This is a genomic window from Curtobacterium sp. MMLR14_006 (genome assembly GCF_001864985.1).
Classification (GTDB): Bacteria; Actinomycetota; Actinomycetes; order Actinomycetales; family Microbacteriaceae; genus Curtobacterium.
Map to the genome: position 1 here is coordinate 1 of NZ_MJGU01000009.1, position 19,909 is coordinate 19,909.

At 73.0% G+C, this 19,909-nt stretch carries 22 protein-coding genes, 1 rRNA gene and 1 pseudogene; 9 read left to right on the forward strand and 15 right to left on the reverse strand.

Annotation, left to right across the window (positions count from 1 at the left end):
- The 4 genes from BIU94_RS03500 to BIU94_RS17690 all read right to left on the reverse strand — a co-directional run.
- A 16S ribosomal RNA gene (locus tag BIU94_RS03500) occupies positions 1 to 111 on the reverse strand; the annotation flags it as partial.
- Positions 112 to 652: 541 nt separating this feature from the next.
- Positions 653 to 1,885: a 23S rRNA (adenine(2503)-C(2))-methyltransferase RlmN gene (gene rlmN / locus BIU94_RS03505; RefSeq protein ID WP_071254279.1), complete on the reverse strand. Its 1,233-nt coding sequence runs from the start codon at positions 1,883 to 1,885 to the stop codon at positions 653 to 655.
- A 22-nt stretch (positions 1,886 to 1,907) separates the two neighbouring features.
- Positions 1,908 to 2,888 (reverse strand): C40 family peptidase, encoded by a 981-nt coding sequence (locus BIU94_RS03510; protein ID WP_071254280.1) that lies wholly within the window; start codon positions 2,886 to 2,888, stop codon positions 1,908 to 1,910.
- A 297-nt stretch (positions 2,889 to 3,185) separates the two neighbouring features.
- The gene (locus tag BIU94_RS17690) at positions 3,186 to 3,353 is read right to left on the reverse strand and encodes a hypothetical protein (protein ID WP_175472162.1); all 168 of its coding nucleotides are present in this window, start codon (positions 3,351 to 3,353) and stop codon (positions 3,186 to 3,188) included.
- 161 nt (positions 3,354 to 3,514) lie between these two features.
- Here BIU94_RS17690 and BIU94_RS03515 point away from each other — a divergent pair, with 161 nt between their 5' ends.
- The 5 genes from BIU94_RS03515 to BIU94_RS03535 all read left to right on the forward strand — a co-directional run bounded on the left by BIU94_RS03515 (position 3,515) and on the right by BIU94_RS03535 (position 7,227).
- Positions 3,515 to 3,865, forward strand: a complete 351-nt coding sequence (locus BIU94_RS03515; RefSeq protein WP_071254282.1) for a GntR family transcriptional regulator — start codon at positions 3,515 to 3,517, stop codon at positions 3,863 to 3,865.
- Positions 3,862 to 4,818, forward strand: coding sequence for a DUF1648 domain-containing protein (locus tag BIU94_RS03520; RefSeq protein WP_071254283.1), 957 nt, complete (start codon positions 3,862 to 3,864; stop codon positions 4,816 to 4,818). Before BIU94_RS03515 ends, BIU94_RS03520 begins: the two co-directional genes overlap by 4 nt.
- A gap of 304 nt (positions 4,819 to 5,122) precedes the next feature.
- The gene (locus tag BIU94_RS03525) at positions 5,123 to 5,767 is read left to right on the forward strand and encodes a bifunctional 2-polyprenyl-6-hydroxyphenol methylase/3-demethylubiquinol 3-O-methyltransferase UbiG (protein WP_071254285.1); all 645 of its coding nucleotides are present in this window, start codon (positions 5,123 to 5,125) and stop codon (positions 5,765 to 5,767) included.
- Between the two features lie 40 nt (positions 5,768 to 5,807).
- Positions 5,808 to 6,602, forward strand: coding sequence for a DUF6807 family protein (locus BIU94_RS03530; protein ID WP_071254290.1), 795 nt, complete (start codon positions 5,808 to 5,810; stop codon positions 6,600 to 6,602).
- Positions 6,603 to 6,741: 139 nt separating this feature from the next.
- Positions 6,742 to 7,227 carry a tetratricopeptide repeat protein gene (locus tag BIU94_RS03535; protein WP_071254292.1) on the forward strand — a complete coding sequence of 162 codons (486 nt, stop codon included), beginning with the start codon at positions 6,742 to 6,744 and terminating at the stop codon, positions 7,225 to 7,227.
- Here BIU94_RS03535 and BIU94_RS03540 read toward each other — a convergent pair.
- The 8 genes from BIU94_RS03540 to BIU94_RS03575 all read right to left on the reverse strand — a co-directional run bounded on the left by BIU94_RS03540 (position 7,214) and on the right by BIU94_RS03575 (position 14,013).
- The gene (locus BIU94_RS03540; RefSeq protein WP_083404560.1) at positions 7,214 to 8,689 is read right to left on the reverse strand and encodes a GAF domain-containing serine/threonine-protein kinase; all 1,476 of its coding nucleotides are present in this window, start codon (positions 8,687 to 8,689) and stop codon (positions 7,214 to 7,216) included. The two genes, BIU94_RS03535 and BIU94_RS03540, sit on opposite strands and share 14 nt — an antisense overlap.
- Positions 8,690 to 8,774: 85 nt before the next feature.
- Positions 8,775 to 9,257: a hypothetical protein gene (locus BIU94_RS03545; RefSeq protein ID WP_071254293.1), complete on the reverse strand. Its 483-nt coding sequence runs from the start codon at positions 9,255 to 9,257 to the stop codon at positions 8,775 to 8,777.
- An 81-nt stretch (positions 9,258 to 9,338) separates the two neighbouring features.
- Positions 9,339 to 10,190: an ABC transporter permease subunit gene (locus BIU94_RS03550; RefSeq protein ID WP_071254294.1), complete on the reverse strand. Its 852-nt coding sequence runs from the start codon at positions 10,188 to 10,190 to the stop codon at positions 9,339 to 9,341.
- Positions 10,187 to 11,137, reverse strand: coding sequence for an ABC transporter ATP-binding protein (locus BIU94_RS03555; protein ID WP_071254309.1), 951 nt, complete (start codon positions 11,135 to 11,137; stop codon positions 10,187 to 10,189). Before BIU94_RS03555 ends, BIU94_RS03550 begins: the two co-directional genes overlap by 4 nt.
- A gap of 103 nt (positions 11,138 to 11,240) precedes the next feature.
- The gene (locus tag BIU94_RS03560; protein WP_139196269.1) at positions 11,241 to 12,209 is read right to left on the reverse strand and encodes a hypothetical protein; all 969 of its coding nucleotides are present in this window, start codon (positions 12,207 to 12,209) and stop codon (positions 11,241 to 11,243) included.
- A gap of 47 nt (positions 12,210 to 12,256) precedes the next feature.
- Positions 12,257 to 12,616, reverse strand: a complete 360-nt coding sequence (locus BIU94_RS03565; RefSeq protein ID WP_071254310.1) for a PadR family transcriptional regulator — start codon at positions 12,614 to 12,616, stop codon at positions 12,257 to 12,259.
- A gap of 67 nt (positions 12,617 to 12,683) precedes the next feature.
- A complete protein-coding gene (locus tag BIU94_RS03570; RefSeq protein ID WP_254784737.1) occupies positions 12,684 to 13,169 on the reverse strand; it encodes a luciferase family protein in 486 nt (161 codons plus the stop codon).
- 67 nt (positions 13,170 to 13,236) lie between these two features.
- Positions 13,237 to 14,013 (reverse strand): hypothetical protein, encoded by a 777-nt coding sequence (locus BIU94_RS03575; protein ID WP_254784739.1) that lies wholly within the window; start codon positions 14,011 to 14,013, stop codon positions 13,237 to 13,239.
- A 124-nt stretch (positions 14,014 to 14,137) separates the two neighbouring features.
- Between BIU94_RS03575 and BIU94_RS03580 the strand changes: the two genes are divergently transcribed.
- From BIU94_RS03580 to BIU94_RS03590, 3 genes are read left to right on the forward strand one after another with little or no spacing between them, the layout of a single operon-like run.
- Complete coding sequence (locus BIU94_RS03580) at positions 14,138 to 14,659, forward strand: helix-turn-helix domain-containing protein (RefSeq protein WP_071254297.1); 522 nt, start codon at positions 14,138 to 14,140, stop codon at positions 14,657 to 14,659.
- Positions 14,656 to 15,882, forward strand: a complete 1,227-nt coding sequence (locus BIU94_RS03585) for an MFS transporter (protein ID WP_071254298.1) — start codon at positions 14,656 to 14,658, stop codon at positions 15,880 to 15,882. The genes BIU94_RS03580 and BIU94_RS03585 overlap by 4 nt, the downstream gene beginning before the upstream one ends.
- A 54-nt stretch (positions 15,883 to 15,936) precedes the next feature.
- A complete protein-coding gene (locus BIU94_RS03590; protein ID WP_071254300.1) occupies positions 15,937 to 16,437 on the forward strand; it encodes a hypothetical protein in 501 nt (166 codons plus the stop codon).
- 3 nt (positions 16,438 to 16,440) lie between these two features.
- Here the strand turns inward: BIU94_RS03590 and BIU94_RS03595 are convergent, their stop codons facing one another.
- Genes BIU94_RS03595 through BIU94_RS03605 form a run of 3 tightly spaced genes read right to left on the reverse strand, consistent with a single transcriptional unit; the run spans position 16,441 to position 19,275 of the window.
- Positions 16,441 to 18,168 carry an AMP-binding protein gene (locus BIU94_RS03595; protein WP_071254303.1) on the reverse strand — a complete coding sequence of 576 codons (1,728 nt, stop codon included), beginning with the start codon at positions 18,166 to 18,168 and terminating at the stop codon, positions 16,441 to 16,443.
- 52 nt (positions 18,169 to 18,220) lie between these two features.
- The gene (locus BIU94_RS03600; protein WP_071254305.1) at positions 18,221 to 18,760 is read right to left on the reverse strand and encodes a GNAT family N-acetyltransferase; all 540 of its coding nucleotides are present in this window, start codon (positions 18,758 to 18,760) and stop codon (positions 18,221 to 18,223) included.
- Positions 18,757 to 19,275 (reverse strand): GNAT family N-acetyltransferase, encoded by a 519-nt coding sequence (locus BIU94_RS03605; RefSeq protein WP_071254306.1) that lies wholly within the window; start codon positions 19,273 to 19,275, stop codon positions 18,757 to 18,759. The genes BIU94_RS03600 and BIU94_RS03605 overlap by 4 nt, the downstream gene beginning before the upstream one ends.
- A gap of 199 nt (positions 19,276 to 19,474) precedes the next feature.
- Here BIU94_RS03605 and BIU94_RS03610 point away from each other — a divergent pair.
- Positions 19,475 to 19,909: pseudogene (locus BIU94_RS03610) on the forward strand (hypothetical protein); the annotation flags it as partial.

Below are 19,909 nucleotides of genomic sequence, written 5' to 3' on the forward strand. Positions count from 1 at the left end.
CTCACCCGTTCGCCACTAATCACAGGAGCAAGCTCCTGATCATCGTTCGACTTGCATGTGTTAAGCACGCCGCCAGCGTTCGTCCTGAGCCAGGATCAAACTCTCCGTAAAAAATTACAACCAACACCCGAAAGCGTCAGCGAGTTGATTCTGACTGTTGACTGTCTACTGACAATCTTCAATCCAAAAGGAATTGCTTCATGACCCGGTCAGCAAGCCGACCAGGCACGAGGTCAATCAATAAATTGGCATTGACAATGTGCACGCTGTTGAGTTCTCAAGGACCAGACGCACTCCCCGCTCGGTCCCAAATGGAGACTCCGCCAGAGAGGCATTCGTTCTTGCGCCACCCGAACGGACACCGGATCGCTCCGGTTGTTCAGGTGGGGTGGTTGCCTGAGCGGGACCCCGTCCGGACTGCGCCCCCGGGGTGTTCACCCTGGTGACCGTCTCGGCCGTTCCGTTCTCCGCCTCAGCGGCAACGAGTGATTACTTTACGCAGACCTGAGCGCGAGCGCCAAGCCGTCCCCCATCCCGGGCGTGTCGCCCGGAGATCCGGGGAAGTACGCCCGATGACACCACGACCGGATGCCCCGGGGACGACGAAGGGCACGGTGCGATGTGCACCGTGCCCTGCGTGGGGACGCTTCGACTACTCGGCCGCGGCCAGCTGCCCGCAGGCCCCGTCGATCTCCTTGCCGCGGGTGTCGCGCAGAGTCGTCGGGATGCCGGCGGCGTTGAGCCGACGGACGAACTCGTCCTGCACGTGCACCTCGGACGAGGTCCACACCGAGCCCGGCGTCGGGTTGAGCGGGATCGGGTTGACGTGCACCCAGCCCTTGCCGCGCTTGTTGAGCTTCTCGGCGAGCAGGTCGGCACGCCAGGCGTGGTCGTTCATGTCCTTGATGAGCGCGTACTCGATCGAGACACGTCGGCCGGTCTTGACGAAGTAGTTGTGGGCGGCGTCGATCGCCTCGTCGGCCTTCCACCGGGAGTTCACCGGGATGAGCTCGTCGCGCAGTTCGTCGTCGGGGGCGTGCAGCGACAGCGCGAAGGTGATCGGGATGTCCTCCTCCGCCAGCTTGTTGATCGCCGGCACGAGTCCGACGGTCGAGACGGTGATGCCGCGGGCGCTCATGCCGAGACCGTTCGGCTGCGGCGCGACCATCAACCGGACGGCGTCCATCACCCGCTTGTAGTTCGCGAGCGGCTCCCCCATGCCCATGAACACGACGTTGGTCACGCGCTCTGCGTCGACCCGGTCCTTGCCGCCCTTGCGGGGATCGCCCCCGAGCTCACCGGCGGCGATCGCGGCGTTGGCCCGGACGATCTGCTCGATGATCTCGGCGGTGGACATGTTGCGGGTCAGCCCCGCCTGGCCGGTGGCGCAGAACGGGCAGTTCATGCCGCACCCGGCCTGCGATGAGACGCAGAGCGTGATCCGACCCGGGTACCGCATGAGCACCGACTCGACGAGGGCGCCGTCGTGCAGCTTCCAGAGGAACTTGATCGTGTCGCCCTTGTCCGTCGCGAGACGCCGGGTCTCGGTGAGGAGCGGCGGCAGCATCCCGGCGACGAGCTGCTCCCGCTGGGCGGCGGGCAGGTCGGTCATGTCGGCCGGGTCGGACGTGTAGTGCGTGAAGTAGTGGGTCGCCAGCTGCTTGGCGCGGAACCCGGGGAGCCCGAGCTCCTGCACGCGTGCGGTGCGTTCCTCGGGCGTCAGGTCGGCGAGGTGCACGGGCGGCTTGCCCCGCTTCGGGGACGCGAACTGCAGGAGCGGCCGGCCGTCGGTGTCGGTGGCCTGCTTCCAGCCCTCGGTGCGGGGGCGGACCTGCGGACGAGCAGACTGCTGCTGTTCGAACGGGGTACGGGTGTCGGAGGCCATCACTCCAGGATACGTGATCCCGTCAGCTCCCCGCGGGCAGCACCCGTGCGAAGTGGTGCGCGGCCGAGTACATCGGCACGATGTCGACGACCTCGCCGGGGTGCGGGGCCTGCAGCACGAGTCCCTGGCCGAGGTACAGGCCGACGTGGTCCTCGTCGTCGTACACGACGAGGTCACCGGGCAGCGCCTCGGACTCCGGGATCGTCGTCGCCGCCGCGTCCTGCCTCGGGACGTAGTGCACGAGCGGGATGCCGACCGCCGCGTAGGCGACCATCGTCAGCCCGGAGCAGTCGATGCCCTCGTGGCTCGCACCACCCTCGACGTACGGGTCCCCCATGTACTGCAGGGCCGTCGCGACGATGGTGGCCCGGTCGCCGCCGCCGGACAGCGCCGCGGACAGGGCCGACTGCGCCTGCGCGGTGGTCACGCCGAACCGCAGGTCGAGCGTCGGGTAGGAGACGATCGTCGTCGTGGTGGTCATGCCGTCGGTCGAGACCACGGGCACCTCGACGTCGTGGGCGACCGTGAAGGACTGCGCGGACGGGACCGACTGCGACGTCGTGGTCCCCTGCTGCGCTGGGTCGTCCGGCGTGGCCGCGTTCGCCGGGAGCGCCAGGGTCAGGCTCGAGGTCACCGCGAGGGCGGGGGCGAGCAGGACGGCGGCCCGCTTGGCGTTGGCCGCACGGCGGAGGTGCCGGGGGTCGGCGGCCCGCTCGGCACGGAGGGCAGCGGTCCGGCTGAGGACGGCGGCGCCTGCGGAGGACGTGACGGCCGCCCGCGGCCGCGGCTGCATGTGCACGGTCCTGGCCGGCGCGGGGTGCTCGACGAACGTGGAGCGGGCAGCAGCAGGACCGAGGGCCGAACGCCGGCCACGGGGCCGGAGCGGCTGGTCGGAGCGGGTCGCCTGCGCCGTCTGCCGCACCGGCGCGGACACCGCGTTCGGCGTCGCTCGGGCTGGCTGGTGGTCGTCGACTGCGGCTGCTGCCAGTGCGTGGCGTCCCATGCGTCCTTCCGGGTCGGGATCGACCTGCGATCCGGAAGCAACGTATTGGTGACGGACCCGCTCCAGCCTGGGCGGCACCGGAGTGTTCCTGCGGCTGGTCACAGGAACGGGGTCACCCGGCGGACGCGAGCTGCGCGGCGGGACCGGGGCAGACGAGCGCGGAGCCGACGACCAGACCGCGCGAGCCGCGGAACGGCGGCGATCCGGGCCTCCTGGCCGGCGGGCGGACCGCAGGACGGGAGCCGCTCGTGCGGGCTGCCGCGCTGTCCCCCGGCGCGTACCCCGGACGGGCGCCGACTAGCGGTTCTCGGGGCGGCCGGTGGCGCGGGTGCTGACGAGGTCGGCGAGGGACGGCTCGGCGTCGTCACCGGGGACGGCCCAGCCACGGCGGGCGGCCTTGCGGACGAGACGGTACGTGGTGACCTGGAGGGGTTCCACTCCGTCGGCGGATTCGTACTTCGACATGGTTTCTCCCTGAATGGTGAGCGGATCGCTCGTTCGAGACGCTACGCCCGAACGGGGGTACCGGACCGGCTGCTGCGTTCCGCGGCCAAGGCACGGGCGTGGGGTCGAGCCGCGACCGGCGGGGTGGACCTCGAAGACCATTGTTCGCATAGAATGCGAACATGTTGATCACCGTCGATCCCGGGGCCCGGGCGACGCTCGCCGAGCAGGTCGCCGCCCAGATCCGGCATGCGATCGCCCGTGGCGAGCTCGCGAGCGGGGAACGGCTGCCGTCCGCCCGTGACCTGGCAGCGTCGGTCGACGTCAACGTGCACACGGTGTTGCGCGCCTACGCGCAGCTCCAGGACGACGGGCTGATCGAGCTGCGGCGGGGCCGCGGCGCGACGGTCCTGCGGTCGGGCAACGCCTCGTTCGACCGGCTCCGCGGACTCGTCGACGAGCTCCGCGACCAGGCCGAGACGCTCGGCGTCCCGCTCGACGACCTGTTCACGATGATCAAGGGGGCACGATGACCACGCGACCGACGGGGACCGGGACACGACTGGCGGTGGTGACACCCGGGCTGGCCGTGGTGGCCGGGGTGGTGCTCGCCACGCTCGCGTCGGCGGGGAACCTGCCGGACCGGATGCCGATCCACTTCCGCTCGGACGGCACCGCCGACGGCTGGAGTTCGCCGTGGCCGGTGTTCTGGGTCACCCTGCTCGTCACGGTCGGCGTCGCGGTGCTCGGCTTCCTCGCGCTGCGCATGCGGGACCGGCGGACGGCGGCGACGACGCTGCTCGTCGCCGGGCTGGTGTCCGGCAGCGCCGGCACCGCGTGGGTGGTCCTGGTCCGTGCGGCGACCGTCGGCGACGGCGTGCTGCCGATGTGGTGGGGTGCGGTGTTCCTGGCGGTGACCGCAGCGGTGGCCGCCGTCCCGGCCGTCGCGCTGGTGCGCGTCGCTGCGCCGGTGCCCGCGCACGAGGTCGCTCCCCTGCCCGTCGGCCCCGCGACCCGTGTGGCCTGGCGCTCACGGGTCGGCAGCCGCTGGTTCGCCGCGCTCGGCGCCGTGCTCGTCGGGGTCGGCATCGGCACGGTCGTCGCGACCGTGGTCAACGACGTCGGGGGCGCTGTCGTGTCCGGTGTCGTGCTGGCGGTCGCCGGGCTCGCGGTGCTCTCGCTCGCCCGCGTCGAGGTCACGGTCGACCGGCGCGGCCTGCGCCTGACGACGTCCGTCACCCGCATCCCGCTCATGCGGGTGCCGCTGGAACGCATCGAGGGCTGCGGCTGCGAGGACGTCTCCCCCGGTCAGTGGGGCGGCTGGGGCTACCGGTTCTCGGGTCGGGGCGTCGCCTACGTCGTGCGCTCCGGGCCGGGGCTCGTCGCCCGGCTGCGGGGAGGGCAGGCGCGCGTGGTGACGGTGCCGGACGCCGCGAGCGGGGCCGCCGTGCTCGGCGCGCTGCTCGCCGCACGCACGGCCGACTGACCGCCGCGCCGAGGCGGTCGCGGCACGGCGGTGGGCCTGATCGGGTGCCGTGACGGGCGCGACGCTCGGCGCACGGGTCGTCGGGCTTGCGCTCCGCCGCCGCGGCGGACCGGCGTGGGACGCGTGCTGCGCCGACAGGGCGGGGCGGGCCTCCCGACACCGTTGCGCACAGGGCAGGCGAGCCTGGTGGCCGGGTCGCTCGGTCGGCCTGGAGGCCCGTCAGCCGTCCGTCGCGCGGCTCACGTCGTTGCCGGACCGGCAACAGGGCTCGCGTCGCGCCCGGCGGGCGCGGTGCACTGGGCGCATGCACGCACCCCAGGAGTCCCCCGCCGACGCCCGCGACTGGTGGGAGGCCCGCTACGCCGAACGCGACGGCATCTGGTCGGGGCGGGTGAACGCGGTGCTCGCCACCGTGGCGCCGACGCTGCCGACCGGGCGTGCGCTCGACCTCGGCTGCGGCGAGGGCGGCGACGTCGTCTGGCTCGCGCAGCAGGGCTGGGACGCCGTCGGGGTCGACCTGTCCGTGACCGCCCTGGAACGCGGGTCGCGTGCCGCGGTGTCGGCGGACGTCGAGGAGCGGACCGCGTTCGTTGCCGCCGACCTGGCGACGTGGGACACGGCGGAGCGGTTCGCACTCGTCACCGCGTCGTTCCTGCAGTCGTGGCCGGTGGCGATCCCGCGCGACGCGATCCTGCGGCGGGCAGCGGGGTTCGTGGCCGTCGGCGGTCACCTGCTCGTCACGGCGCACGCGGCGCCACCGCACGGCGACCTGCCCGCGGAGCTCCAGGGCTTCCGGTTCCCGACGCCGCAGGCCGACCTCGAGGCGGTCGGGGTCGACGACACGTGGCAGGTGGTGGCGGCGGAGCTCCGGGAGCGGACCGCCTCCACCGAGGACGGTCGCGCGCACGACGTCGTGGACAGCGTGGTGCTGGTCCGACGACTGCGCTGAGGCCGGGACGCAGTCCGGACGGACTCGGTAGCGTCGCGGTGTGGTCGACGTCGAGGATTCGCATCCGCTGCTGGTCGGGGACGTGGTGGTCGCCTCTGCGGTCGACGGCACCGGGATGCCCGTCGGTCTCGCGCCGCGCCCGTACCTGCACCCGGTCCGGACGCTCGGCGGCACGGTCGTCAGCGCGCACCGACCGCCCGACCACGCGTGGCACTGCGGGGTCGGCGTCGCGATCCCCGACCTCGACGGCGTGAACTGCTGGGGCGGACCGACCTACGTGCACGGATCCGGGTACGTCCACCGGGACGACCACGGTCGGGTCGACGTCCGGAGCACCCGTCGGGACGACGCCGGGCTCGTGCACGACCTCGTCTGGCGGGGACCGGAGGGGGCCGAGCTGCTGCTCGAGGAGCGACGCCTGGGGTGGCGAGGGGTCGCCGACGGGTGGGAGCTGACCTGGACGTCGGCGTTCCGGTGCCCCGGCGCCGTCGAGGTCCGGCTCGGCAGCCCGGGCAGCAACGGTCGCGCGGGTGCCGGGTACGGCGGGTTCACGTGGCGGTTCCCGGCGTGCTCCGACGTGCGGGTGCGGACCGAGCACGCCTCGGGGGAAGCCGCGACGCACGGGTCGGTGGCGCCGTGGATCGAGTGGCGCGCGGCGTTCCCGGGCGGGGACGCCGTGGTCCGGGTCGAGGCCCTCGACCACGATGACCCCTGGTTCGTGCGCGTGGCCGAGTACCCCGCGCTCGGCTCGGCGCTCGCGTGGGACGAGCCCGTGCGGGTGCGCCTGGGGTCGCCGCTCGTGCGGTCGTTCCGGGCGACGGTGCGGGACGCGTGAGGACGCCGGAGGGAGCGGGAGGAGCGGGCTGACTTCGTCGTCGAACGGTCGATCGGGTCCGCCACTCGGCGCGTTCGCCGCGTCGCGGTGTCCGCCGGTCGTCGCATCCGCCGGTCGGCGTGTTCGCTAGCCTGCTGCGATGAGCACCGGAGCCTGGGAAGACCGCGTCGCCGCCCTCTGGGACGACGAGACCATCGACGCAGAGCAGCGCATCGAGCGGATGCGCGAGCTCGCGGACGCCGCGCCGCACCCCGCCGTCGGCGCGTTCGAGCTGGGCGGCGCGTTCGACTCGGGCGGCCACGAGGCCGAGGCGCACGAGCACTACGCAGCCGCGACGGCGGCCGGGCTGGGCGACGTCGACCCCGTCCGGGCCGCCCAGATGGTCGTGCAGCACGCGTCGACGCTCCGCAACCTCGGCCGGGTGGACGAGGCGATCGCGATGCTGCGGGAGGCTCCCGAGCACCCGTCGACCGGGGTCGCCCCGCGGGTGTTCCTCGCCCTCGCGCTGCACAGCGCCGGCCGGCAGGACGAGGCGCTCCGCGTCGCGATCGAGGCCGTCGAGCCGACGCTGCCGCGGTACAACCGGTCGGTGCGGAACTACGCGGCGGCGCTCACGGACGGCTGAGCCGCGTCGTGTCGGTCCGGGCGACGGGCAGCGAGTCGCTCGTCGTGCGGAGCGACTCCTGCCGGAGCTCGAGCTGCGTGACCGCGAGTGCCGCCAGGTCGTGCAGGTTGGCGAGGTCGCCCTCGGTCGCCTGGCGGGGCTTCGTGTCGAGCACGGCGAGGGTGCCGATCGGCGACCCGTCGTGCTTGACGAGCGGGACGCTGACGTAGAACCGGATGCCGAGCGGCCCGGTGACGAGCGGGCTGTGCTGCATCTCCGGGTGCGTGGAGCCGTCCGGGATCACCACGGGCACCGGCACCGGGGCGAAGCCGTTCCGGAAGTTGATGTTGCGTGCCGCGTCGTCGACGCCCTCGGCGATGTAGGACTGCGACCAGGCGCGGTCCTCGTCGATGACCTCGACCAGGGCGATGGGCGCGTCGAACAGGCGGGCGGCCATCGCGGTGGTGCGGTGCAGTGCCTCGTCGGGCAGGGTGTCGAGCGTGGCGGGGTGTCCGGTGTCGGCCCGGGCCTCGGCCGCAGCCGGTGCTGCTGACGGGTCCGTCGCGTCGACGACGTGGTCGGCGCCGGCGGTCTCGGCGATGACGACGTCGCGGAGCTGCGCGACCAGGTCGGCGCCGAGCGGACGGGCCGCCGGGTCCTGCGCGGTCATCGCGGTGAGCAGCCGCTTCCAGTGCTCGGGCAGCGGTTCGGGCACGACCGGGTCGCGGGAGAGCCGCGCGACGGCGGACTCGACGAGCGAGCCGGGGAACTCGCGGCGCCGGGTGAAGCACTGCAGCAGGACGAGGCCGAGCGAGTACACGTCGCTCGCCGGTCCGACGTCGGCGCCGCGGGCCTGCTCGGGGCTGAGGTAGGCGGCGGTGCCGGTGGTCACGCCGTCGGCGGTGAGGCGTTCGACGCCCGCGGCGAGCGCGATGCCGAAGTCGGTCAGTCGGGCCCGGGCGCGGTCGGAGTCGTTGCCGTAGTCGACGAGCAGGATGTTCGACGGCTTGATGTCGCGGTGCACGACGCCGTGGGCGTGGATGTAGTGCAGTGCCTCGGCCATGTCGTAGCCGATCTCGGCGATGTGCCGCGAGGCGAGGGGGCCGACGGCCAGACGTTCCTCGAGGTCCTGTCCGACGACGAGCGCCATGACGATGTACCGCTGTTGGCTGCCGTCCTGACCGGCGACGACGCCGGCGTCGAGCAGGCTGACGAGGTTGTGGTGCTCGAGCGAGGCGAGGACGCCGAGCTCGGCTTCCTGCCGGGCGATGTCGACGATCCCCGAGTGGAAGACCTTGACGGCGACGGGGCGGTGCAGGCTCTCGTCGACGGCACGGTAGACGACCGACATGCCGCCCTGGCCGATGGCCTGTTCGAGCCGGTAGCGGCCGTCGAGGAGCGGCGTCCTCGCGTCGTGCTCCTCGGTGGTGGTCATCGAGCCCTCGCGGTCGGTGCCGCACGCAGGGATGTGCAGCTGATGCATCTTCGCATCCCCGACGAGCAGATGTCCGCATCCCACGCTCTGCGGACGGTGGGTCCGACGGCGTCGGGCGCGGTCCGGACCGCGCTCACCCCGTCGCGAGGTCCCCGACGATCACCAGGCGCCACTCACTGGTCCGGTCGCTCCCGTACGCGGCGAAGGACACCCGCTCGACGTCGGTGCGGTGCGCGGCCGGCAGGTCGATGCGGTGCGGGCTGTCCCGGCAGGCGAGGTCCTCGACGACCTCGCTCCCGCCGCCGGTCGCCGAGGTCGTCCGGACGATCCCGCTCATGTGCCCGTTGCCGAAGCACGAGAACCGCAGGTGCTCGATCGTCTGCGGGTGCGGGTACTCGAGCGCGATCTGCGAACCGGGGTGCTCCGGGTCGTCAGGGCCGCGCTGGACCCCGGCCATCAGCACGCCGAGGACGTCGTCCCGACGCTCCTCGTCAGCGTCCTGCTCGTCCTGCCACGCGTGCAGCGCTCTCGGGTCGGCGGCGGGTTCGGCGGCGCAACCGGCGAGCAGGACGAGGCCGGCGACCGCCGGCAGCAACACGAGGGGGACGTTCCGCACGTCGGCAGCCTACGGGGCGGTGGACGCACGCACGAGACGGACGGGAGGCCCNNCGGGCCTCCCGTCCGTCAGGTGGTCGCGTCAGACGTCGCGTCGGCGGGTGACCACGAGAGCGAGTGCCCCCACGACGACGACCTCTGCCGCGAGGACGCCGAAGCCGCCCCAGCCGTTCAGGACGACGCCGGTTTGCTCGGGGGCCGGTGCGCCGCTCGAGTAGGTGATGAGCTGCGCACCGGCCTGCAGGGGCAGGAACTGCGACAGGTCGAGCAGCCAGTCGGCGTTCGTGAGCGCGGCGGCCAACTGCAGGATCGTGGGAACGACCAGCATGAGGCCGAGCGTGATCGCGATGCCGGCGGCGCTCGACTTGACGAGCAGGCCGATGCCGAACGCGAGCAGGGCGACGAGCGTGACGAGGACGGACGCGCCGAGGATCGGCATGAACACCGCCGGGTCACCGACCTCGGGGTGGGCGCCGTTCGAGGCCTGCAGGGCGAGGGCCAGGAGCGCGCCGATCGCCGTCGCGACCACGCTGACGACGAACGTCGCCACGGCCAGCACGGTGGCCTTCGCGAGCAGCACGCCGACCCGGCCCGGGTCCGCGGTGAACGTCGAGCGGATCTGACCGGTGCCGTACTCGCCGGAGATGATGAGCACGCCGAGCACGCCGACGACGAGCGCCGTCAGGTTCACGCTCACCGTGTTGATGAGCACGAAGCTGGCGTTCGCCTGCTCGGTGGGGACGTCGGTGCCGCCGCTGTTCACGGCCTGGCCCACGAGGGCCGCCATGCCGATGGTGACGACCGCGATGATCGCGAAGCACCAGATGGTGGAGCGGATGCTGCGGAACTTGATCCACTCGCTCCGGACGAGCCGGGGGAACGACAGCCCGACGGAGTCGGGGACGGTCTTGTGGGCGGGCGCGGTGGCGGTCATCGGGTGCCCTCCGATCGGTACTCGACGTCGTCGCGGGTGAGGGCCATGTAGGCCTCCTCGAGGCTCGCGCCGGTCGGGGTGAGTTCGTGCAGGACGACGCCCGCCTGCGCGGCGATGGTGCCGACGGTCGGCGCATCCGGGCCGACGACGAGGAACGAGCCGTCCTCGCGCTGCGTGACCGACGCGTTCGGTCCGATCGCGTGGAAGAGCTGGTCGGGCGACGGCGTGCGGACGACGACGCGGCTGCCGCCGCCGTTCGGTGTGCCGTCGGCACCGACGCCCGAGGCGGCGTTCGCGCCCGCGACGAACTCGGCGATCGGGGCGTCCGCGAGCACCTTGCCGCGGCCGAGCACGACGACGCGGTCGGCGGTCTGCGCCATCTCGCTCATGAGGTGGCTGGAGAGGAAGACAGTGCGGCCGTCGGCGGCCATCCGCCGGGCGAGCTGCCGGACCCACACGACGCCGTCCGGGTCGAGGCCGTTGACGGGCTCGTCGAGGATGAGCGTCTTCGGGTCGCCGAGCAGTGCGGCAGCGATTCCCAGGCGCTGCCCCATGCCGAGCGAGAACCCGCCGACGCGCTTCTTCGCGACCGCGTCGAGGCCGGTCATGTCGATGACCTCGTGCACCCGCGACTTCGGGATGCCGTGCGTCGCGGCGAGCGAGAGCAGGTGGTTGTACGCGCTCCGTCCGGAGTGCACCGCCTTCGCCTCGAGCAGCGCGCCGACCTGCCGCAGCGGGTCGCGGAACGTCCGGTACGGCCGGCCGTTCACGATCGCCCGCCCCGACGTGGGCTCGTCGAGGCCCATGATCATGCGCATCGTGGTGGACTTCCCGGCACCGTTCGGGCCGAGGAAGCCGGTCACGCTACCGGGGCGGACGACGAAGGAGACGTCGTCCACGGCGGTCTTGGGACCGTACTGTTTGGTGAGATGGTCGACTTCGATCACGAGCGCCACGCTATTGCAGCGGCGCGGGCGGCCGCGTCCGCCGTTGGGGGGAGATGCGCGGGCGCGCCGTGGCGTTCGTTGCTGGACGGCAGTGGGCGCGCCGTCAGACGGAGGTCGGGGTGCGCTCCCGCAGGTCGAGGCGGCCGCTGCTGTGCAGCACGAGCAGGAACAGTCCGAACGCCACCGGCAGCGCGACGACGGCCGCGGAGCCGCTCCCCGTGAAGATGCCGCGCAGCTCGTTCCCGACCACGGTGAGCGCGTACGGCGTCAACCCGAGCGTGATGGTGAAGACGACGCGCCAGCGCCCGGCGATCGCCAGGCCGACGGCCGCGACCTCGATGAGCACGACGGCGTACCAGGCGTACAGGTTGCCGTTCCACAGGGCGCGGCTGCCGAGCCACACCCCAGGCTCCGTGCCGACGGCGGTGTAGCTCGCGATGCCGAGGAGCAGCCACCCGGCGGTCGCCGCGGCCGTGTGGTGGCTGCGGAGCGGACGCCCGACGAGGGCGACCACCGCGCACGCGGCGAACAGCGCCAGCGTGCCCCGGTCGACGCTCCACACCCCGGGGTACTGGACGAACCAGTGCGGGGAGAGGACGGCCGCCGCGGTGCAGACGACGAGCGCGACCCGACCGACCGCCCACCGGCCGGTGAGCGCCGCGACGAGCGCGACGACCCACAGCGCGGCGAAGACGAAACCGGTGTCGCGGAACGGACCGACCTGCACCATCTCCTGCGGCGCGGGGTTGCCGCGGATCCACGGCGCCCAGCTGCTCACCAGGAACTCGGCGAGCGCCAGGCCCGCGCCCATCGTCAGCGCGATGGTGCTGCCGGCGTCACGCACCTCGGGCACCACGAGTCGGTCGAGTCGCGCGGTCACACCGTGGCCGATGACGGCGGCGCGTTCTCGTGCTGTGGGAGCATCGCGCCCCTCGGCGTCGGCGACGTCGAGCAGGGTGCCGACGAAGGCGTCCTCGTGCGCCGTCCGCCAGGACCGCGGGTACCAGCCCATCAGCCGGCGGTACCGCTGCTCTGTGCTCATTTGCCTCGTGCTCATCTGCTTCGTGCTCATCCGCTCTGTGCTTGCGCGGTCGGTGCGCGATGCGGTCGCGTCGGCGCTCATGCCGCTCCCCCGGCGGTGCGTGGAGCACCGGTGACGCCCGGCGTCGACAGGCGGCTCCGCAGGACCCGGAGCTTCGCGTCGAGTCGCGCTGCCTCGTCGATGAGCCGCTGGCGGCCCTCGTCGGTGATCGCGAAGTACCGCCGCAGGCGACCACCGACGACCTCGTCGCCGTCGCCGCGCACCAGGCCGGCCTGCTCGAGGCGCTCGAGCGTGGCGTACAGCGTGGTGACCGCGAGTGTCGTCCGGCCGTCGGACAGCTCGGCGGCCGCCTGGATGATCGCGTAGCCGTGTCGGCGACCGCCGGTCAGGCTGGTCAGGACCCAGAAGGCGGGTTCACGGAGTTCGGTCCTGCTCATGTCGTCGACCATACACCCACTGTGGGAGTATTCCCATCGCGGGGCACTCGATTCGTGGGGCCCTGCTTCACGTCGGGCTGTGGGCCGGCCGCTCGTCTCCGGGGTCGCGGGCGAAGGCCAGACTCTCCTCGATGACCGACAGGACGACCGCGACCTCGTCGTCGTCCCGCGGGCCGTAGACCAGGAACTCGGTACCGAAGTCCTCGTACTGGTGCGGGATCGCCCAGCCGAGCTCGGTGAGCTGCCGACCACGCTCCACCGGCAGGCAGAGGTGCACGGACGTGTCGTCGACACCGTGCAGGTGCACCGGTTCGAGCCGCCCCTCCGGCGCCAGCGAGGTCCACGGCACGACGTGTTCGGAGCGGTCCCGCAGGAACAGGGCACGGGACGACACCGGGGAGACCTGGCTGTGGCCCTCGACCACGTCGGGCAGGGCGAGCGCCCCGGCGAGCAGGCGGCCCCACCGCTCCGGGGTGGCACGGTCGGTGAGCTGGCGCTGCGGTCCCTCGTCCGAGACGGTCGGACGGGCACCGGGTCGAGGTGTCGTGATCACGAGTGTGAGGGTAGCTCGCTGCTGCCGCCGGTCTGTCTCTGCTTCTGCTCCTGGTGGGCCCGTGGCGTCAGGGCTTCGCGCCGTTGCCGAACGAGCCGTGCAGGGTGGTGTCGCGGAACGTCGTCGTGTCGATCACGGCGCGGACCCGGTCGAGCACGGCCTGGTCGGTCGAGTCGACGCCGATCGTGAGCGAGCCGTAGTCCACCCGCATCGTGTACGGGATCGAGGCGTCGAGACCGGTGACGTGCGGGGTCGCGGCGAGCGTCGCCAGGCCGTCGGCCACCGCCGTCGACGTCGCCTCGGGTATCCGCTGGTCGAAGGTGCCGTCGTAGTGCACGACGCTCGCGACGTGGTCGTCGCCCGCCGGCACGGTCAGCGTGAGGTCGACGCCCGTCCAGGCCAGGCCCTCGGCCATGGTCGTCGGCACCGCTCCCGCCTGGCCCGGTGTGGCGTCGGCGTCCATCTCGACCGTGAACCGCGAGGAGAAGTGGTCCACGGTCACCCACCGCGTCGAGCAGGCGGGGTCGGCGGTCGTGCTCGGCGCGTTCGTCGTGGTCTCGGTCGCGCGTTGCACGGCGGGCAGGGCCCGGACCGCCGTGATCGTGGCGCGGACCGACCGCGCGACGAACGGGTCGAGGGTGGCCTCCGGCTCGGGATCGGGCGCCGGTGGGGCGTCCTCGTCGGGGAACGGCTCGGGAACGCTCGGGCAGGGCCCGGCGCCGGTACCGCCGCCGCGCAGGGCGTCACGTGCCAGCCCCTCGACGGCCGAGCAGGCCGTGAGCGGGAGGACACCGACCACGACCGTCACCGCGGCGAGGAGTCCGAGGACGGGGTGCGTGCGCATCCGCCCATCCTGGCCGCTCTGCCCGCGACGGCGAACGGGACCGGACCACGTGTGTCCGCGGTGACACGGGAGCACCCCCAAAGAGCCGTTTGCAGGTCCGGCGATCTCCGGCGACGATGAGCGCATGTCCACCCTCGACGCCCTGCGGGCCACCGCCCACCCCGTCCGACTCCGGCTGCTCTCCCTGGTCACGAGCACGGCGATGAGCGCGGCCGAGGCCGCCCGCGAGCTCGGCCTGTCCCAAGCCACGGCCAGCTACCACTTCCGCGTGCTCGAACGCGCGGGACTCGTGACGGTCGTCGAGGTCGTCCGCGTGCGCGGCGGCGACGCGAAGCGCTACCGACACGAGTCGTCCGCGGTGCCGTTCGACGTCGACGCCCGGCCCGACGCCGTCGCGGTCGACGAACGGCTCCGCTACCTCGACGCCCAGGTCGACGAGCTCCGACGACGGGCGGAGCACCGTGTCGACGGGCCGGCGATCTCCACCGACGCCGAGCTCTGGGTCGGGCCGGAGACCTGGCGCCGGGTCGTGTGGCACGTCGGCGAGGCATCCGCCCTGCTGCACGCGGCTGCCCAGCGGCCTCGGACGCCCGGTTCCGTCCCGGTCTCGATGACCGTGTCGATGTTCCCCCTGCGGCGCCCGTGAGCGCCGCGGTTGGCGTGCTCCGGTACCCGGCCTTCCGCTGGCTCGTCGCGGCGCGCACGGTGTCGATCGTCGGCAACGCGATCGCCCCGATCGCCCTGGCCTTCGCGGTGCTCGACCTGACCGGCTCGCCGGCCGACCTCGGCCTCGTGGTGGCGGCACGGTCGGTCGCGAACGTCGCCGTCCTGCTGTTCGGCGGCATCGTGGCCGACCGGCTCCCCCGTGACGTCGTGCTCGTCTCCACCTCGATCGGGGCCGCGGTCACCCAGGCGACCGTCGCCGCGCTCGTCCTCACCGGCACGGCGACCGTGCCGCTCCTGGTGGCCCTCAGCGTCCTGAACGGCGCCGTGGCGGCCGTCAGCCTGCCGACGACGGCCGCGATGGTGCCGGAGACCGTGCCGGAGTCGGCACTCCGCCCAGCCAACGCCGTGGTGCGCCTCGGCGTGAACACCGGCACCGTGGTCGGCGCCTCCGCCGGGGCGGCGCTCGTCGCGGCCGTCGGCGCCGGGTGGGGGCTCGCCGTCGACGCGGCCGGCTTCGCCGTGGCTGCTCTGCTGTACACCCGGATCCGGCTCCCCCGCGCACCGGCACCGGCAGCGGCGGAACGACCGTCGGTGCTCGCCGACCTGCGGGAGGGGTGGGTCGAGTTCTCCGGACGCCGGTGGGTGTGGACCGTGGTCGCCCAGTTCACCGTCCTGAACGCCGCGTTCGTGGGCGCGACGACCGTGCTCGGTCCCGTGGTCGCCGACGAGACGTTCGGGCGCGCGGGCTGGGGTCCGGTGGTCGCGGCGCAGACCGTCGGGCTCGGGCTCGGCGCACTCCTGGCCCTGCGGTGGCGGCCCCGCCGGGCGCTCGGGATCGGCGTCGCGCTGATGGCCGTGACCGCGCTGCCTGCGATCGCGCTCGGGGTCGCTCCGGCGCTGCCGACGCTGGTCGTGGCGTTCACACTCGGTGGTGTCGCCCTCGAGCTGTTCTCGATCGCGTGGGACCACGCGCTGCAGTCGAACGTGCCGCGCGGGGTGCTGGCCCGGGTGTACTCGTACGACATGGTGGGGTCCTTCGTCGCCGTCCCCTTCGGCGAGGCACTCGTCGGGCCGCTCGCCGACGCCGTCGGGACGACCACCACCCTGCTCGGGTGCGCCGCCGCGATCGTGCTCGCCACCGTGGCCGCGGCGTCGACACGGAGCGTCCGCCGTGTCACGACGGACCCCGCGCCGTCGGCCTGACCGTGCCCCGCTCGCGGGGGTGCCCGCCGCGACGATCCCTGCCACGATGAGCACGTGGACACGAACGTGCAGGAGACCGGTCAGGAACACGAGGGCGGCTGGTTCGTCGTCGACGGCGAGGTGGAGTTCCTCGACGACGTGCTCTGGACGCCGGTCGTCGACGACGGTCCGGCAGCCGGTGGCGCCCGACACGCGCTCGTCACCGGAGGCGAGCCCACCGAGCACGTCGGGTCGACGCTCGAGCTCGCCTCGGCGACCGCGCTCGACGACGCGCGGCGCAGCACCGTGCGACGGCTCTGGAGCACGCCGATCGCGCTCGTGGTCGCCGCACTGGTGTTCACGGCGCTCGAGCTGAGCGGCGTCCCGTGGCGGACCAGCCTCGGCCGACAGGTCCTCGTCGCCCTGGCCGTGGGGGTGCCCTGCCTGGCGATCGCCGAGGGCGCCTGGTTCCTCGCGACCCGGAACGCCCGCGGCCGGCTCGTCCGCGCCATGGGCGGACACCGCACGCGGGGCCAGTACGACCGGCAGCGGGCGGTCGTCAGCGAGGAGCGCTGAGCGTCAGGCGCTCGGCACCACCCGACGGAGCCCCGGGAACTCGTCGTCCCGCCACTCCCCCTCGAGCCGCACACCGTCCGTGACGGCACGTTCCTCGCGCTCGCGCAGCTCGACGCGACGGATCTTGCCCGAGATCGTCTTCGGCAGCTCCCCGAACTCGACGCGGCGGACCCGCGCGTAGGCCGGCAGCGCGGACCGGGCGAACGCCAGCACCTGCTCCGCGGAGTCGGCCGTCGCCTCCCAACCGGACGCGAGCGTGACGTAGGCCTTCACGACGTTCAGCCGAGCGTCGTCGGGCGCGGGCACGACGGCGCTCTCCGCAACGGCGGGGTGCTGCAGCAGCGCACTCTCGACCTCGAACGGTGAGACCTTGTAGTCCGACGACTTGAAGACGTCGTCGGTCCGGCCGACGAAGGTGAGCTCCCCGTCCGCGGACCGCACCGCGATGTCGCCGGTGTGGAAGAACCCGTCGCGGACCGCCGCGGCGGTCCGGTCCGGGTCGCCGAGGTACTCCGCCATCAGGTTGACGGGTCGCTCGGTGAGGTCGAGGCACACCTCGCCCTCGTCGCCGGGTCGTCCGGTCAGCGGGTCGAGCAGGGTGACCGACACACCGGGCAGCGGCCGGCCCATCGCACCGGGCGTCACCGGCTGCCCCGGGGCGTTGCCGATGATCGCCGTGGTCTCGGTCTGCCCGTAGCCGTCCCGGATCGTCAGGCCCCAGGCGTCGGCGACCCGGTCGATCACCTCCGGGTTCAGGGGCTCGCCGGCCGAGACGACCTCGCGCAGGGCCCTGGGCCGTGCGCCGAGGTCGGCCTGCAGCATCATCCGCCAGGCGGTCGGCGGTGCGCAGAAGGTGCTCACCTCGGCGCGCTCCAGCTGGGCGAGCAGACCGGCGGGGTCGAAGCGCGGGGTGTCGTGGACGAACACGGTGGCCTCGGCGATCCACGGCGAGAAGAAGCAGCTCCACGCGTGTTTGCCCCACCCAGGCGAGCTGATCGCCAGGTGCACGTCACCGGGGCGGAGCCCGAGCCAGTGCATGGTGCTGAGGTGACCGACCGGGTACGAGGTCTGCGTGTGCACGACCATCTTCGGCTTCGACGTCGTCCCCGACGTGAAGTAGACGAGGCACGGGTCCGACGTGCGGGTCACGACCACCGGGCGGGCCTCGCCCTCCGGCGCGGGTTCCCCGAGGTCGGCCGGGTAGTCGGTCCACCCCTCGGCGGCCCCACCGATCACCGTGCGCGAGAAGTCCCCGTCGACGCCCGCGAACTTCGCGGTCTCGCCGGCCGTGGTGACGACGTGCGCCACGTGGCCGCGGTCGACGCGGTCCTGCAGGTCGCTCGTGTCGAGCATCGTCGACGTCGGCAGGATGACGGCGCCGAGCTTGATGACGGCGAGCATGGTCTCCCACAGCTCGAGCCGGTTCCCGAGCATGACGAGGACGTGGTCGCCCTTCCGCACCCCGTGCTGGTGCAACCGGACCGCGAGCCGGTCGGACCGGGCCGCCATCTCGGCGTAGGTGAACCGCTGCTCGCCGCCGTCCCCGTCGACGATCCAGAGCGCGATCCGGTCGTTGTCGGCCGCGATGACGTCGAACCAGTCGTTCGCCCAGTTGAAGGTCGCACCGAGGTCGGGCCAGCGGAAGTCGGCACGGGCGGCGTCGGCCGTCGGCGCGGACAGCAGCTGGTCGCGCGCGGCGCGGTAGGCGATGGTCGGGTTCGCATCAGGCACGGACCGATCATGCCGTACCCGGCTGACCGCGGCGGGGACCGCTGGGCGCGGGTCAGCGGTCGTCGTGCCGTGGAAGCTGCTCGACAGACGGTTCCGGGTCGTCGGCCAGGCGGGCGTGGGTCTCGACGTCGAACCGTTCCGTGCCGTACCGGAGCTTGCCGCGTTCGATGCCCTCGGCGACGAAGCCCGCGGCGGTCGCGACCCGGCACGACGCCGGGTTGTCCACGCGGTGGCCGAGTTCGAGCCGGGCCAGACCGGCCCCGAACGCCCACGCCGCCGCACTCGCCACGGCCCGGGCCACCGTGCCCCGCCCCCGAGCGCCGGCCGCGAGCCAGTAGGACACCCACGCCGTGCCGTGGCGGAACTCGATGGCTGAGACGCCGACGTTGCCGACGGCAGTGCCGTCCTCGACGACCGCCCAGTTCCGGGCACGGTCGTCGAACCGCAGTTCCAGCGCGATGTGTGCGCGTGCCGCCGCCTCGTCGCTGAGGTCGACGCCGGGGAACTGCCGGTCGAGGTCCACCGCGGACCGCCGGGCGGCGAGCAGCGCGGTCGCGTCCCCGGGCTCCCACGGCCGCAGTGAGACGGTCACGAGGACACCCCGCCCAGGTCGCGGATCATCTCCAGCTCGCGTTCCTCCGGTGCGAGCACGTACGGCTCGGTCGCCCCGGTCGGTCGGAAGCCGCGTCGGGCGTAGAACGCCTGCGCCCGCTCGTTGCGCTCGTGCACGTGCAGCCGCAGCGTCGGACCGCGCTCGGCCGCCCAGCTGTCGATCGCGTCGAGCAGCCGGTCGGCGACGCCCGCCCCTCGGCCGCGGTGGGACGGCGCGACGTACACGCCGACGAGCAACGGACCGGTCGCCTCGTCCGGCACGAAGGCGCCCATGGCCCCGACCCAGCGGCCGTCGGCATCGATCGCGACCACCGAGGTCCCGCCGGCGTCCTGCCCGCGGCGGCCCCGCGCCCGCCACTCGGCCTCGTCCAGCTGCTCCGCGTCGTGCAGGTGCTCCGCGTAGGCCATCGGGGTGTCCCGGATCATCTCGAGCCGGAGTGCCCGGATCGCTTCCCAGTCGTCCTCGGTGGTCGGTCGGATCGTGATGCCCCTCATGGTCCGAGCGTAGGACAGCCGAACGGTCGGAAGATCGACCAAACCACTCTCGGGGTGGTGCCGAATCACCTGCAACGACCGGGAAACACCCGGAGCGCTCACCAGCCGCACCACGCTGGTTCTCCACCCTGCACCAGGGTGTGTTCGGCGCGCACACAGCAGCCGCGCCGAGCGCGACACCAAGCAAAGGATCCACATCATGCGCAAGAGCCTCAAGACCAGCATCACCCTCGCCACGACCGGCGCCCTCGTCCTCGGTGGCGCAGCGTTCGGGATCTCCTCCGCCAATGCCGCCACGCCCTCGATCCACACGGTGTCGTCGTCGTCGGAGTCGAAGGTCCCCGCACCCGTCGCCTCGGTGCCCGAGGTCCTCGGTGGCTCCACCGCCGTGAAGCTCGACTCGGGCTTCACCGACGCCCTCACCGCCCTCAAGCTCACCCCCGGCGTCTCCGGCGACGCAACCCTCGCCGACGGTTCGGTGTCGTTCCCGATCACCGCCGGTTCGGTCACGTACTGGTCGCCGGATGGCAACTACCGCCCCTACGTGCAGGGCCTGCTGAACCACGACGACTCCGGCCTGACCCTCAAGGCCGGCGACACCACCGTCACGCTGGAGAACTTCGTCGTGAACCCG